The 13,834-nt window shown below is 52.3% G+C and carries 20 protein-coding genes; 6 read left to right on the forward strand and 14 right to left on the reverse strand.

Going from position 1 to position 13,834, the window contains the following annotated elements:
- Positions 1-11 precede the first annotated feature (11 nt).
- From O9139_RS31890 to lpdA, 3 genes are all read right to left on the reverse strand, one after another.
- On the reverse strand, positions 12-992 hold the full coding sequence (locus O9139_RS31890) for an alpha-ketoacid dehydrogenase subunit beta (protein WP_270885779.1): 981 nt from the start codon (positions 990-992) through the stop codon (positions 12-14).
- A gap of 3 nt (positions 993-995) precedes the next feature.
- Positions 996-2,006 carry a thiamine pyrophosphate-dependent dehydrogenase E1 component subunit alpha gene (locus O9139_RS31895; protein ID WP_270885780.1) on the reverse strand — a complete coding sequence of 337 codons (1,011 nt, stop codon included), beginning with the start codon at positions 2,004-2,006 and terminating at the stop codon, positions 996-998.
- Between the two features lie 145 nt (positions 2,007-2,151).
- Positions 2,152-3,576, reverse strand: coding sequence for a dihydrolipoyl dehydrogenase (gene lpdA, locus O9139_RS31900; protein ID WP_270885781.1), 1,425 nt, complete (start codon positions 3,574-3,576; stop codon positions 2,152-2,154).
- A gap of 163 nt (positions 3,577-3,739) precedes the next feature.
- Here lpdA and O9139_RS31905 point away from each other — a divergent pair, with 163 nt between their 5' ends.
- Complete coding sequence (locus tag O9139_RS31905; protein ID WP_270885782.1) at positions 3,740-4,015, forward strand: DUF2627 domain-containing protein; 276 nt, start codon at positions 3,740-3,742, stop codon at positions 4,013-4,015.
- Positions 4,016-4,026: 11 nt separating this feature from the next.
- Here O9139_RS31905 and O9139_RS31910 read toward each other — a convergent pair whose 3' ends face one another.
- The 3 genes from O9139_RS31910 to steA are packed head-to-tail and all read right to left on the reverse strand — an operon-like array spanning position 4,027 to position 6,820.
- Positions 4,027-5,046: a hypothetical protein gene (locus O9139_RS31910; protein ID WP_270885783.1), complete on the reverse strand. Its 1,020-nt coding sequence runs from the start codon at positions 5,044-5,046 to the stop codon at positions 4,027-4,029.
- On the reverse strand, positions 4,959-5,663 hold the full coding sequence (locus O9139_RS31915) for a glycosyltransferase family 2 protein (RefSeq protein WP_270885784.1): 705 nt from the start codon (positions 5,661-5,663) through the stop codon (positions 4,959-4,961). The genes O9139_RS31910 and O9139_RS31915 overlap by 88 nt, the downstream gene beginning before the upstream one ends.
- Before the next feature lie 2 nt (positions 5,664-5,665).
- Entirely contained in the window at positions 5,666-6,820 is a 1,155-nt protein-coding gene (gene steA / locus O9139_RS31920; RefSeq protein WP_270885785.1) for a putative cytokinetic ring protein SteA, read from the reverse strand.
- A gap of 129 nt (positions 6,821-6,949) precedes the next feature.
- Between steA and O9139_RS31925 the strand changes: the two genes are divergently transcribed.
- Positions 6,950-7,132, forward strand: a complete 183-nt coding sequence (locus O9139_RS31925; RefSeq protein WP_270885786.1) for a hypothetical protein — start codon at positions 6,950-6,952, stop codon at positions 7,130-7,132.
- Positions 7,133-7,195: 63 nt separating this feature from the next.
- Here the strand turns inward: O9139_RS31925 and O9139_RS31930 are convergent, their stop codons facing one another.
- Positions 7,196-7,411, reverse strand: coding sequence for a hypothetical protein (locus tag O9139_RS31930; protein ID WP_270885787.1), 216 nt, complete (start codon positions 7,409-7,411; stop codon positions 7,196-7,198).
- 67 nt (positions 7,412-7,478) lie between these two features.
- Between O9139_RS31930 and O9139_RS31935 the strand changes: the two genes are divergently transcribed.
- A complete protein-coding gene (locus O9139_RS31935) occupies positions 7,479-7,694 on the forward strand; it encodes a uracil phosphoribosyltransferase (RefSeq protein WP_270885788.1) in 216 nt (71 codons plus the stop codon).
- Here the strand turns inward: O9139_RS31935 and O9139_RS31940 are convergent.
- Positions 7,682-7,927, reverse strand: coding sequence for a hypothetical protein (locus O9139_RS31940; protein ID WP_270885789.1), 246 nt, complete (start codon positions 7,925-7,927; stop codon positions 7,682-7,684). The genes O9139_RS31935 and O9139_RS31940 overlap by 13 nt on opposite strands.
- 111 nt (positions 7,928-8,038) lie before the next feature.
- Here O9139_RS31940 and O9139_RS31945 point away from each other — a divergent pair, with 111 nt between their 5' ends.
- A complete protein-coding gene (locus tag O9139_RS31945; RefSeq protein ID WP_270885790.1) occupies positions 8,039-8,305 on the forward strand; it encodes a hypothetical protein in 267 nt (88 codons plus the stop codon).
- A 62-nt stretch (positions 8,306-8,367) separates the two neighbouring features.
- Here O9139_RS31945 and O9139_RS31950 read toward each other — a convergent pair whose 3' ends face one another.
- The 4 genes from O9139_RS31950 to O9139_RS31965 all read right to left on the reverse strand — a co-directional run bounded on the left by O9139_RS31950 (position 8,368) and on the right by O9139_RS31965 (position 11,157).
- Positions 8,368-8,598, reverse strand: coding sequence for a hypothetical protein (locus O9139_RS31950; RefSeq protein ID WP_270885791.1), 231 nt, complete (start codon positions 8,596-8,598; stop codon positions 8,368-8,370).
- 13 nt (positions 8,599-8,611) lie between these two features.
- The gene (locus tag O9139_RS31955; protein WP_270885792.1) at positions 8,612-9,031 is read right to left on the reverse strand and encodes a hypothetical protein; all 420 of its coding nucleotides are present in this window, start codon (positions 9,029-9,031) and stop codon (positions 8,612-8,614) included.
- Between the two features lie 98 nt (positions 9,032-9,129).
- The gene (locus tag O9139_RS31960) at positions 9,130-10,236 is read right to left on the reverse strand and encodes an MBL fold metallo-hydrolase (protein ID WP_270885793.1); all 1,107 of its coding nucleotides are present in this window, start codon (positions 10,234-10,236) and stop codon (positions 9,130-9,132) included.
- Positions 10,237-10,353: 117 nt separating this feature from the next.
- Complete coding sequence (locus O9139_RS31965) at positions 10,354-11,157, reverse strand: DUF6492 family protein (RefSeq protein ID WP_270885794.1); 804 nt, start codon at positions 11,155-11,157, stop codon at positions 10,354-10,356.
- 184 nt (positions 11,158-11,341) lie between these two features.
- Between O9139_RS31965 and O9139_RS31970 the strand changes: the two genes are divergently transcribed.
- Positions 11,342-12,184: an ATP-dependent DNA ligase gene (locus O9139_RS31970; protein WP_270885795.1), complete on the forward strand. Its 843-nt coding sequence runs from the start codon at positions 11,342-11,344 to the stop codon at positions 12,182-12,184.
- 88 nt (positions 12,185-12,272) lie between these two features.
- Here O9139_RS31970 and O9139_RS31975 read toward each other — a convergent pair whose 3' ends face one another.
- On the reverse strand, positions 12,273-12,482 hold the full coding sequence (locus tag O9139_RS31975) for an alpha/beta-type small acid-soluble spore protein (RefSeq protein WP_270885796.1): 210 nt from the start codon (positions 12,480-12,482) through the stop codon (positions 12,273-12,275).
- Between the two features lie 56 nt (positions 12,483-12,538).
- Positions 12,539-13,003 (reverse strand): SRPBCC family protein, encoded by a 465-nt coding sequence (locus O9139_RS31980; protein WP_270885797.1) that lies wholly within the window; start codon positions 13,001-13,003, stop codon positions 12,539-12,541.
- A 202-nt stretch (positions 13,004-13,205) separates the two neighbouring features.
- On the opposite strand from O9139_RS31980, the gene O9139_RS31985 reads away from it, so the two are divergent.
- Positions 13,206-13,664: a C40 family peptidase gene (locus O9139_RS31985; protein ID WP_270886015.1), complete on the forward strand. Its 459-nt coding sequence runs from the start codon at positions 13,206-13,208 to the stop codon at positions 13,662-13,664.
- Positions 13,665-13,834 lie beyond the last annotated feature (170 nt).

Consider the following 13,834-nt stretch of genomic DNA (forward strand, 5'->3'; position numbering starts at 1 on the left):
CTACGCTTGATTTAAAACATGGCGAGCTTGCGCATCGCATCTTTCAATTTATCCGTGCTCAGCAGGAAAAACTTCTCCATCGGCGGGTTGTTGCCGACAGCCGGCACATCCGGTCCGCATAGTCTTGCGATCGGCGCATCCAGCTCGAAGAGCAGCTCTTCGGCGATGATGGCCGATACTTCCGCGCCTACGCCGCCGGTTTTATTGTCTTCGTGCACGATCAGCACCTTGCCGGTCTTGGAAGCCGCTTCCAGAATCGCTTCCTTATCGAGCGGCTGCAGGGTGCGCAGATCCAGTACGTGCGCGGAGATCCCTTCCTTGGCGAGCTCCTCTGCAGCGAGCAGCGCATAATGCACGGCGATACCGTAAGCGATCACCGTGATGTCCGTGCCCTGACGCTTGACGTCGGCTTTGCCGATCGGCACGATGTAATCGTGCTCCGGCACGTCGGCGGACAACGCCAGATAACACTTCTTGTGCTCGAAGTACATCACAGGGTCAGCGTCGCGAATTGCCGCCTTCAGGAGGCCCTTGGCATCGTAAGGATTGGAAGGCGCCACGATTTTCAGGCCCGGCGTGCCGAAGAACACGGATTCCGGACACTGGGAATGGTACAAGGCGCTGGCGCCGGTTGCCCCGTAAGGCGCCCGGATGACAACCGGGCAGGTCCAGTCGTTATTCGAACGATAGCGGATTTTGGCCGCTTCGCTGATGATTTGGTTCGTCGCCGGGAAGATGAAATCGGCGAATTGGATTTCGGCGATCGCTTTCATGCCGTACATCGCTGCACCGATCGCCACCCCCACGATGGCGGATTCCGCCAGCGGCGTATCCAGCACGCGATCTTCACCGAACAGATCGCGCAATCCTTTGGTGGTGTTCAATACACCGCCTTTACCTATGTCCTCACCGAGTACGAAAACGTTGTCGTCACGCTGCATTTCCTCCTGCATCGCGGAGCGAATTGCTTCCAAATACGTAATAACAGCCATTGATTATACGCCATCTCCTTCCGCATAAACGTGGAGAAGCGTGTCTTCCGGTTTCGGGTAAGGCGCCAAATCTGCATACTTGGTTGCTTCATTGACCTCTCGCTTCAGCCGCTCGAGCATCTCAGACTCTTGCTCATCGTTCCACAGTCCGCATTCCATTAAATAATGTTTGAATTTCGAGATGCCGTCCTTATCGCGGTTCGCTTCCACTTCCTCTTTAGTGCGGTACAGCAAATCATCGTCCGAAGTGGAGTGCGGCATAATCCGGTAAGATACCATCTCGATCAATGTCGGGCCTTCGCCACGCAGCGCACGCTCTCTCGCTTCTTTCATGACACGGTACGTTTCGAGCGCATCCGTGCCATCCACTTCAACGCCCGGGAACCCGTAGCCGATCGCACGGTCGGCAATTTTGCCGGAAACTTGCTTATGTAAAGGGACCGAAATGGCATATTGGTTATTTTCACAGACAAAAATGACCGGCAGCTTATGGACGCCTGCAAAGTTACAGCCTTCATGGAAATCACCTTGATTGCTGGATCCTTCCCCGAAAGAAACGAACGTGGCGAAGTTTTGCTTTTTCATTTTAGCGGCAAGAGCGATACCTACGGCATGCGGCACTTGCGTCGTAACTGGCGAAGAGCCGGTAACGATATTGTTTTTCTTATCGCCGAAATGGCCCGGCATTTGACGTCCGCCGCTGTTGACATCCTCCGCTTTGCAGAACAGCGAAAGCATCAGATCTTTGACGGTCATGCCGATAGCAAGAACAAAAGCGAAATCGCGGTAATAGGGCAGAAAATAATCCTTTTGTGGCTGCATGGCGAAAGCCATACCTACCTGACCTGCATATTGACCCATTCCTGAAATGTGAAAAGCAACTTTGCCTGCACGCTGCAGCATGAGAGCTCGCTCGTCATACTTGGCTGTGAGGCACATGATTTCGTACATCCGAAGGACTTCTTCGTCGGAAAGACCCAGACTTCTATGCTTATAAAGCTGGCCGATGGACATGGAGTTGGCCTCCTTCTAATTAATAGGCTTTGCTGAGATTTAGCATTAGGTTCGTTTTTTATTACCTGGTCCTAAGACTTGACTCTATAAGCTTATTATAAACGTAAACGTTTATGAATACAATTTTTATCTGACCTGCGTAAAATTAACCGCTAATCGCAATCCCGTCAACGGCCAGCATCGCTTCACCCAGCGCTTCGGATAGTGTCGGATGCGGATGGATCGTCTGCCCGACTTCCCAAGGCGTCGCGTTCAACACCTGCGCCAGCGCAGCTTCGGTAATGCTATTGGTGACGTGCGGCCCGATCATATGTACGCCGAGAATGTCGTCGGTATCTGCGTCCGCCACCACTTTGACGAACCCGTCGGCTTCGCCGTACACAAGCGCTTTGCCGACAGCTTTGAAGCTGAATCTGCCGGTCTTCACGCGGTGTCCGCGCTCTACGGCTTGCTGTTCCGTGAAGCCTACGCTGGCGATCTCCGGTCTTGTATATGTGCAGCGGGGCACGAGATGCGCCTGCAGCTCATGAGGCGTTTGGCCGGCAATGTGCTCAGCCGCCAGAATCCCTTCATGGCCTGCCATATGCGCCAGCATCAAGCCGCCGATCACATCGCCGACTGCATAAATATGCGATTCCGTCGTCTGCATGAACCGGTTCACGCTGATAACACCTTTATCGACTTTGATGTCGGTATTTTCCAAACCGATCCCTTCCACGTTCGCCACCCGGCCGACAGAGACTAGCACTTTATCCGCTGTCAATTCCACGATTTCGCCCTGCTTGTCCGCTTTCAGCGAGACGCCGCTGTCCGTAATCGCGACCGAATCCGTCAGCACTTTGGCACCTGTCACCAGGTTGATGCCACGCTTCTTGAACAACCGCTCCAGTTCTTTGGAGATATCCGCATCCTCCAGGCTGACCAGGCGCTTATCCAACTCGACGATCGTCACTTCCACGCCAAAGTCATTTAGCATCGATGCCCACTCTACACCGATCACACCGCCGCCGACGATGATGATCGACTTCGGCAGCTCGCTCATGCGCAGCGCGTCTTCACTTGTCAAAATATGCGTGCCGTCAGCCTCCAAGCCAGGCAGCATGCGCGGTCTGGAACCTGTCGCAACGATCAGGTTGCTGGACAGCAGCGTATCGATATCGCCGTCTTCCTTCTCAACCGAAACCGCTCCACTGCGCGGAGAAAAGATCGAAGGGCCGATGATGCGTCCGTTGCCTTGATGGACGGTGATTTTATTTTTTTTCATTAAAAACTGCAGACCTTGATGAAGCTGGTCGACAATCCGCTGCTTGCGGCCTAAAACGCTCTCAAAATTGAGCTCCACATTGCCCGCTGTAATGCCGTATTCCTCACTTTTTTTCATCGTCGCGTAGACTTCGGCGCTGCGCAGCAGCGCTTTGCTCGGAATGCAGCCCTGATGCAGGCACGTGCCCCCGACCTTGTCTTTTTCCACAACGGCTACCGTCTTGCCTAACTGTGCCGCACGAATGGCCGCCGTATAGCCGCCAATGCCGCCGCCCAATACCACGACGTCATATCTATGTTCACTCATCTTACGATTCCTCCTCAGTAAGCTTGCATTACTTCCTTGGTTACGTGCATCTCTATTATATTACCCTTTTTTTGGTTTGAAGTCATAGTCTTAATTTCTAATTAGACACTGATTCCGTTTCAGAGTATGATAGAAAAACCAAGCAAACAGTTAAGGAGTTCGTATGAAAGCACCTTTTTTCCGTTTCATTGCCATCCTTCTTCTTGTCATTCCAGGCCTCATGGCGACCTATGGTTTTCTAGCGATGAAAGACGCTTTATTTGCGCAATTCAATACGGATATCGGTCATGTGCTGTGGGGCAAAATGCTGCTCGGCATACTTTTATTCGCTGCCGGTGTCGCGTTCATTGGCGGCTGGACGTTTTTCCGCGACCGCAAGCGGAATTATGTCGCTCCGCGGTTCAAAGCCAAGCGCCCGAAAAAACCGGACAACGCATGAAAAGCCGAACATTATGTCCGGCCTAAGCGGTCTAGCCAATTTAAAAAGCGATTGCGTTCAATAAGGGCGGAGATCGAACTGATCTCCGCCTGCACATGCATGTAGAGCAGCAGCGCGACGACCAGCAATTTGACCGGGATCGGAGCCGCCATGACGACCCCGTAGCCGAGCGTGAATCCGAGCATGTTCGAGCCGGCGTCGCCGAGCATCCCGCGTGCGCCTGCATCCTGGCGGTACAGCAGCAGCGCGCCCGCCAAGACGGGAAGCAGCGCATACATATAGGGCGCCCCAGCTCCAGCCCCTGCTGCCGAAGCCGGCCCCCCTATCAGCAGCAGACAGCCCGCTCCGGCGATAAATGCCTTTAACGCACGGCCGGGCCGGACGTCCAGCAAGTTCAAGGCATTGGTGAGCAGCAGCAGCAATAATCCGTTTATCCCCATCTCCCAGATGGGGATTTGTGCGTTTGCGGCTATCTGAGCACCGAAGCAGGCTGCGCTGATGAGCAGCGCTTTGACCGCGCCCATCGACAGCGTCCCGGCATCCCGGCAATACCGGAAGTGGCCCTTGAGCCCCTTCACGCTTTTATCGCCGATCAGATCATCCGTCCAACCTGCGACGAATACTACGGTTGCGGCAAAAGCGAACAGCCGGACATCCACCTCAATCTGCCGGGCCGCTATATATGCCCAACTATCCTTTGTGGATAAGTCTACGAACTGCGTTGCATCCGCTGAGCGGAGCAGCAGCAACAGTATTTGCGCAAGCGCTTCCTGCACGCCGATGAGCAGCCACAGCACGATGCCCATTCCCCGCGGAATGGCCGCGCCCCGGTAATTCGGCTCCAAGCGGCCGTGCGCGACAAGGAAGCGCTGAACGTGCGGCAGCAGCCACCAGCCTGCGGCGGCGAGCACGAGCAGATCCAGGTCTAAGATGAGGAGCGGAATCAGCCGAATCGCCCCTCTCGCCAGCGCGTCAGCAGCGCCGCAGCCACCGCGACGAACTGCTTGCCGCGGTGCATGAAGCCGTGCCAATCCCGCCCGGTCTCACGGTGCTTGATGGGCACGTCCAGCTCCACGATGCGCAGGCCGCGCCGTGCCGCATCGATCGTCAGCGCGACCTCGACGCCGAAGCCGCGCGCCAGGCTCCCCAGCTCCCGCACACACTCCGCGCGCATGGCGCGCTGGCCGGATAAGGGAGCTGCGGTGCTGTAGCCGCTGAGGCGGTAGATGCCGCGGCGGGCCAAACCTTTGACCAGGCCGAAGCCAGCCTGGACCGCGGGCGATGGCAGCCTGGCGATCGCCATGTCTGCCTCGTGGCGCAGCAGCGGCTCGGTCAGCGCCAGGGCGTGCCCAGCCGACGCCTCGACATCGGCGTCGACGAACAGCAGCACATCGCCGCGCGCCTTGTCGATGCCGGATTGCATCGCCGCGCCTTTGCCGCGGCGCGTGCGGTGCTTCACGAGCTTGTCGGCCCAGGGCCAAGCGATCTCGTACGTGCGGTCGCGGCTGCCGTCATCGACGACGATGATTTCATAGTGGAGCTCCTCGTCCCAGGCGAGATCCGCGCTTTCCCGCAAGTAGCGCAGCGTGCGGAAGATGACAGCCTCTTCGTTCCAGGCAGGGACAATGATGGACACAGTCGGTTTCATCGCTACCCTCCCCATTGCCATACTGCATGGGAGATTCGTTTGGTAATCCAATGGGTCTGCAGCAGGGCGAGCAAAATGAAAAACAAAGCGAGCGAGACGGTCACCCAAGCATCTTTCTTGCGTGAAGCGGTATGCCGGTAAAAAAGCCCGATACTTTTAATATCCACTAACCGCGCCCCCAATTTCATGCGGACCAGCAGCGTGCTGCCCATGCCTTCCCTCCCTTTTTCCATAAAATCAATCATATGTGTATGCGCTCCTACAGTGACAATCCATTCGCCGCGGTTCTCGTAAGCAAGCAGCAGCGCTGCATCCTCGCTTGTGCCGAAGCAGGGGAACAGCTGTCCACTCACCCCCAGCGCTTCGAGCCTCGCCATCCCGGGAGCCGTTCCGTTCGGATACGCATGGACGATGAGCTCGGCGCCACAGAGCAGCGCGCGATCCGTGACGCTATCCATATCGCCGATGATGATATCCGGCTGATAGCCGCACTCCAGCAAAGCGTCGGCGCCGCCATCGACGCCGATCAGTACGGGACAGACGTCATGAATGAAATCCGCAGCTTCGCTGAGCGCTTGTTTGTAGCCCTTGCCCCGGGCGACAACCAGAACATGCTTGCCCTCCATCCCTGTCTGCAAGTTAAGGAGCGGCAGCGGTTCCATCACCGTCGCCTTTTCCTGCATCGCATGCGATAACGTATTATCGATGAAATCCGAGAGCGCTTGCGTAATATTCGCATTGGCCTGTTGATATCGCTGCAGCCACTCCGCTTTCGTGAAAGCTCTGCAGGGAAGCGGCTGCGTACCGCTGCCGCCGATCAGGAACGTTTCATAGATGGTGACTTCCGTCTGGCCGCTTAATTGTTCGAATGCATCGCAGTCCGCCTCCCAGATCGGGATCTCCTGCTTCAACAGCATGAGCGGTCCTTGCGTGGGATAGGTGCCGCTCATGGTTGGCTGACAGTTGATCACGGCCTTCACCTTGCGGTCGATTAGCTCCTGCGCAATCACCTCATCGAGGTCGCGATGCGCCAGCACCACGATCCGGCCCGGCGGGAGAGCCCGCAGCAATTCTTTCGTGATCGCACCCGCGCTAACTTTCCCTTTGCAGCGAGGCGCAGGCTTCGTAGAGAACAATGATAAAGACGGCCAACTCATGATAGACACCGACTTTCCTTTCATTTCTTGTCTTTACTATTTTGTCCTTCCAGCCTGATTTTATGTATATTTTACCTTTCAGATGGCAAGCCTTGAGTTTATTAACGAGTTGAAAGGAGATGAGAATCTATGGAGCTAAACATGAGCGCAGACGAAGTTCTGAGCCATATTGTGCAGCTTCACAGCAGCGGAGAGTCATTAGCGAAAAAGAATGTGAAGAAACAGCATCCGGATTTAATGAAGAACGCTTTATATTACTATCCGAGCTGGGAGCATGCGATTCAGAAAACAGGCGTCGACACCGTTCAGTAAGTACATAGCGGCAAGTATACAAACAGCTCCGGAAGTATGTTCCGGAGCTGTTTTTTCTTTCGTTCAATCTTCCATAACTTCCCACTCCACTCGAACCATCCGATCGACCCAAGTGCGTATCTTGATTTCGATTGCCTGCTCGATCTCTTCCTCTGACAATTCCCCGAGCTTCTGCTCGGCAATCTCCAAAATCGCATCTTTCACTTTATCCCCGCCGACAGATAATTGAATTTGAATGCGCATGCCATCACCTTCTTTGGTTTTAATCATTTTTTCCATTGCTGTGAATCCTGCGTTTGCATATGATAAGAAGAGCATAATAACGAATAGGAAAAGAGGTAGTCCGATGTCCAAATCAACTGCACAGAAAAAAAGAAACCGTCTGATCCGCGAAGGCCGGCCTGATCCCGCGATGAACCGTCTGGATTGGCATGGCACGAATCCCGTCACGAAAACAACGCCAACGTTTGCCGAGTCCCGCTTCAAACAAGTGAATAAACACAAAACGAGGAATCTGAACCTTCTGCGGGGTGACGATTCCTTTTCTAATTACTCCGCTTGAATCCGGATTCCTTGCTCCGCAGCGTAGGCAATTAGCTGCTCCTTCTCTTCAGGTTTGAATGGATAGCCGCAATCAAACCCGTTATAATAAAGCTTCCAAACACTGACGCGCGCATTCCCGTCCAGTTGCAGCTCTGCGACATAAAGCGAATCAGGCTCGTCTTCGAATTGCAAACCGATATGCAGGAGCGTTTGTCCGTCAGCGATTTCCTGCTCACAGTAATCAAACTTCATCCTCGCAACCCTCCTATTGAATAAAATCTTTTTTATTTATATAATATACTAATGCACGCGAGCTAACAAAAGCGAGAATGTGATCTCTGCTCGACTTAGGAGGAATTATAGATGGCTTACGATCCGCAGGTTGTAGATGCAAAAATAGTAAGTGATAACAAGAAGAACGGTCTTTACGAAATGGTGGTTGTACTGAAAGACCGCACTCAATGCCGCCTTTTTTTTGAAAAAGATCCAGTAACCGGCGTTGGTCAAGTGACAAACCTGAATCGCTTGATGAAAGAGCCTTGCCCGATTTGCCGCAAAGATTACCTTTGCAACTGCCTAGATCGTTACAAACAAACTATCGCAGAACAAGCGCAAGCTTACATAAAATAACCCCGATTACACAAGAACCCCTTAGCCGCAAGGCTAGGGGGTTCTTCCATGTTGCAATCCTGTTATTCGTAAATGGCCTGGTAAAGCCCATCGATTAAACTTGCAAAGCTGGTGGGCTCGTATTGGATTTCCGCAAAGCTGACGTGAATGACTTTATTGGTTGTCTTCACGATAAAGAAGCTGTCTTCCGACCGGTCCGGATCGATGTAGGTATAACACTCCACTTGCGTGCTTCCGGTCTTCTGCCGCAACCGCTCTGTGGCTTCAGCACTGAGATTGGCATACTTCGGCATCACTCTACTCCTTTCAGCGTGTTTGTTTTCTTCGCAAGGCCAAATATCCGCCAAGTAAGGATACCGGAATAATGACAATGAAACCGAGGAGTTCATACCACAAAGGAACTTCGTGACTTGTCAACATGGAATCAAACCCGATTGCCGCTGCAATGACCCCGATAATCGAAGCGTTGAATACCTCCGCCCTTCTCGCTACCTTGGCTGCTACAAAGCCGCCGAGGAACGTCCAGAACAGCCCGACAATGAGCAAGATCCATAACAGACCTGTGTTGGCATACACCGCACTCAAATCGTTCGGATCGATTGAGTTTCCGGCAAAATACGCGCTGCCGATCATGGCAGTTGAAACAAACGTCCCCAAATTATCAATGGATACACCTAACAGCACACCCAAGAAATGAAATCTCCGTACACTTTTTTGTTCTTCCATGTTTTCTGCATACCTCTCCTGACCGCTGCTTACTTTGAACCTATTCATCATACCACGCCAAGGAAACGTGTTCCAGTTTCCATGATGATCGGGGGCCTTTATACATCCTTCCACCATGCCGCTTGCGGAACCGATTTGCCTTCGCCTACGCTTACGGTTTCACCGATTTTCGGCGTCATGATCGCGACACCGTGTTCGTGAGCCGCCTTCACAGCCCGATCCACCGGGTCCGTCCAGGCGTGAAAGGCTAACGTGAAGCCCGCCCAATGGATGGGCATCATCAGCTTGGCGCGCACGTCGAGATGCGCCTGAACGCTTTGCTCCGGCATCATATGGATGTCGGCCCAGCGTTCATCGTATTGCCCGCACTCGACTAGGGACAGGTCGAAGGGGCCGTAGGCGGCGCCAATTTCCTGGAAATGCGGCGCATACCCGCTGTCCCCGCTGAAGAACACACTCGACCGCTCGCCTTTGATCACCCAGGAGCACCACAGGGTTGCGTTGCGGTCCGTTAAGCTTCTGCCGGAAAAATGCTGAGCCGGCGTACAGGCCAGCTGAAGCCCTGCATAGGCGAATTCGTCCCACCAATCGTGCTCCTCAATCCGGGATGGCTCGACACCCCATCTCACCAAATGCCCTTTGACCCCAAGCGGCACGATAAACCGCTTGACCTTGTCCTTGATGACCCGGATCGTGCCATAGTCGAGATGATCATAATGATCATGTGACAGCAGCACTGCATCGATATCCGGTATGTTTTTCAGCTCGAACGGCAAGCCGCCGCTGTACCGCTTGGAGCCGAAAGCCGGAAGCGGCGACGGCGCAGGCCCGAACATCGGATCTAACAGCAGCATTTTGCCTTCGATGTTCAGCATTAAGGCCGAGTGGCCGAACCAGGTCACCTGCAGCGAGGAGGAAGAAGCGACCGCGAAGCGCGGCGTTTCCATCGGTAAGGGCACTGACGGCTTGTGCTGTGGGTGGCCCTTTAGGACATCTTTCAGCATGCTGCCCATCTCGTTGCCGCTTACGCCTGCGCGGGTATGGCTCACATTGTTGAACTTTCCGGCCACGAAATGATCCGATGGCGTATAGTTTATCATTTCCTTTTGCGAGGGTTGCCGTCCGAAGACCGGATTTATTTGCAGGAACAAAATAATGAATACGGCAATACCGACAATGATTCCAATGGTAATGAGGTACCCCACCTTACTGCCTCCCTATGTAGACTTTGGTTGGTTAGAATTACTATTTTAATCCAAAACGGAGAGGACGATCAAGAACAAAAAAACCAGCGCGCAAACGAGCTGGCCCTAATAGCTAATTTAATTCGACGTTTTCCGGTAGCCTTTACGTTTATGAAGCGATATTGAACGGTACGTTTTGGCTAGCTTGGGCGCTAGTAACCGGACCTTCGCTGTGCTCCAGCTCAGGCTCTTATTCTTTGCAGGCCGCAAGATCATCCGCTCTGGCTCGGAGGCATACAAATAATTTCCATAAGTTTCAAATTCAGAAAAAGCGAACTGCTTCCTTTTATTCATACTGCGAATGATGGCCGAGTACCAGTGGCGTTGGTGCCTGGCCTCAATATCCCGTTTGAGCTCGGCAACTTTGTGCTTATTGAACAGCATATAGTGCGTGACGAAAGATACACGTGCTGCTTTTTTCTTGCCCATCAGTTTATGGTACGTTTTGTAATATTCAGGCTGACTCCAGTTCCGGCAGTAAAAGACCGTTTTGGAACCTACTTTGAATATGTGCGGACGGATGAGCATTGTATCTGCGTCAATGACCAAATAATGGCTCGACGTACTGAGCCTATCTCCGCCGAGCTTCAATAATTGCTGGTACAGCCAGCCGGAGCGATCCCAAGTCTTGGACTGGTAATGAATATCTTTTTTCGTAATCGGGAGTACCGTGTCTTCATGAACGAATTTGCAGCCTTTTCTGCGGCATAGTTCTAAAATCCGCTCTTTCCTCGGGGCCACGATCATAAATTCTCCGATCGGATGCTTCACATGTTTCCTCACAGCATCGATAACCAGAGGCAATGTGCCCAAATCTTTCTCAATCGCCGGAATGATTACATCAATCCGGGTTGAACTATGAATCTCCGCCTTCGTGGACATATGCCATCTCCTTTGACAAGATCTGGATTATCATATGTCACGCGGATAAAAAGGAATGGGTAAAGGTCACGAGGTGATGTAAATTCTTGCCCTCTGTGTGATTGCAGGCTGTTGGGTAGCCTCCCTCCAACTCCCATTATGCATAAGCCGCTCTACCCTGTAACATGGGGAGTGGGTGATATTGATGTTCATTTCTCCAATGCTCGTTTCGGGGGCAAAAGACAATAAACCATTCAACAGCAAACATTGTATCGTGGAGCTGCAGCTCGACGGCATCCGCTGCTTGATTGCCAATACCGATCATTTCGCTATGTATACCGGGCAGAAGCAGTCGATTGCGCACAAATTCCCAGAGTTACATATGTGCCCTTTCCCGCAAGGAACGATTGTAGATGGCGAGCTCATTATTGCCGATACGTTGGGCAACCCCGATTATGAAGCCATGGCCGCAAGGCTGTTTTCCGCTCGCAATAAAGCGCCAGTTGTATTTTACGCATTTGATATCGTGCAATACAAGGGAATTGATGTCACGAATCTGCCTCTCGCTAAGCGGAAAGAGCTGCTGGAGGAAGCGTTCGAAGAGACCGATCATTATAAAAAAGTTCGCAGCCACGACGGCAAATCCGCCTCCGCATTGTTTCAGCAAGTCCAGGAGCAAAACTTGGAGGGGATCGTGATCAAGCGGCTGGATTCGAAATATACAAGCGGCAGACGCCTGAAAACGTGGCAGAAGGTCATTAATTGGAAGTCTATCGATGTCATCATTTCCGGTTACCGGAAAAAGGATTTCAGTCTGTTAGCCGCGATTCATAATGCGGATGGATTGCCTATTCCCGTTGGGGTGATTGAGCACAATGTCAGGCCGGAGCATAAGAAACTAATCGAAACCATTAAACACAGGCTTGTGTATAAAGAAGATCAGCACTTTGTATATATGAAGCCGATGCTCATGGCTCGCATCAAAACGAGAAATTGGACGCGCAGCGGCAGGCTGCGCTCGCCGGAATTCATGGAATTCGTGCTGTAAAAAAAATAAAAGACTGCGTCTACCAACGGAGGAGTGATGGTGGCTGCAGTCTTTTTGTCATGCGGTTCGAAACTTGTTTATACAGGTGTTAACGTCTGAATCCTTGCAGCTGTTGTTCAGCCATTTGAACCAGTTTGCGAGTGATATTGCCACCGATAGCCCCAGTGTCGCGGGTAGCCATGAAACCGTAATAGCCATCCTGCGGGATCTGAATGCCAAGCTCTTGCGCCACCTCATATTTCATTTGGTTAAGCGCTGCTTTTGCCTGTTGGACAACGAGTGTACTGTTTCTGCTCATTTGACTCACTCCTTTTCGTGGTGTAAGCCTAGTTTGTGGAGTTACTGGATTATTATTCATTCGATTGCAAAAAATTTTTCAGCCGCCTGCTTGATGTACAAATTTCGCGTAAGCAGGAAGTTGTGCATATATCGCCTCAAAAAAAGCACATCCGCGATTCTCCCCAGCACACCCAGCGGCGCTTCGTAGATGAACGTATCGATCATGCGCGTGCCATCGCCCACCGGTATGAACGAATGGCTGTGCCAGAAGCCCTTAAAAGCCCCTTGAACCTGTTCATCGACAAAGCGATGCGGATATTCCATTTCAGTAATCTTCGCAGTGAGACGCTGTCTGATGCCAAAATGAACGGCTTCCCAGGTCACTGATTGTCCTAGCTCAATGAAGCCCTGGGTAACGCCGCCAACTGCCCTCTCTTTCGTTTGCGAAGTCGACTGGGCGTGAATATCGATACTTCTGGCCAAATCGAAGCAAAGCTCAACGGGAGCTTGAATTTCAAGTTCTATGATAATTGTTGGCAAGGTTAAAACACTCTTTCATTAGGATGTCAATAAAATTCATTACATAGGATTCTCAGAAAACTCTAATAAAGCCGACTGAAGCGTTGCCCCTTCTGCTTTCACTGGCTACGTGGGAATTATTCGGAAAAAAATAGTGTGCTATAGTAGTCCCAGGTCAACCAAACAAGCGGCCATCAGGCCCACAAGGGAGGATACACACATGATGAAAAAAGCCACGAAGACCATTGCGACTTTTACACTTGGTTTATCCATCTTGCTTGGAGGCACGGTGGCGATCTCACCGGCGACTACACACGCAGCTTCCGCTAGCAATGTCGTTTCCATTGGGATGCACTATATGGGGACACCGTATCGTTACGGTTCAACTACAGGAAATGCGCGAACGTTTGACTGTTCGTCTTTCACACAGACGGTGTTCAAGCAAGCCGGCGTCAACCTGCCGCGGTCTTCCAGCGCACAATCGCACGTCGGCAGATTCGTCCCGCGCAGTCAGCTGCAGCCCGGGGATTTGGTCTTCTTTTATTCACCGATTCACCACGTAGGAATTTATATCGGCAACGGCAAAGTACTTCACACCTACGGCAGCCCTGGCGTCACGATCTCCGATATGAACAGCGGCTGGTGGAGCAGAAACTTTGCAACAGCCCGCCGCGTGCTATAAGACGATTATAACATTGACGCCACCTCAAAAGGGTGGCGTTTTTACATCGAGCACACGACGGATACGCGCGGGAGCCTCTGCATCTGCCGAACAACCGGTTACGCTGTAAAATGCACAAGAATGGCTCACCTCATATCCAACATAAAAAATACCACTCCTTTATCGGACTC

Origin of the sequence: Paenibacillus aestuarii, from assembly GCF_027789125.1 — a bacterium.
In the GTDB taxonomy this organism is placed as follows: Bacteria; Bacillota; Bacilli; order Paenibacillales; family NBRC-103111; genus Paenibacillus_E; species Paenibacillus_E aestuarii.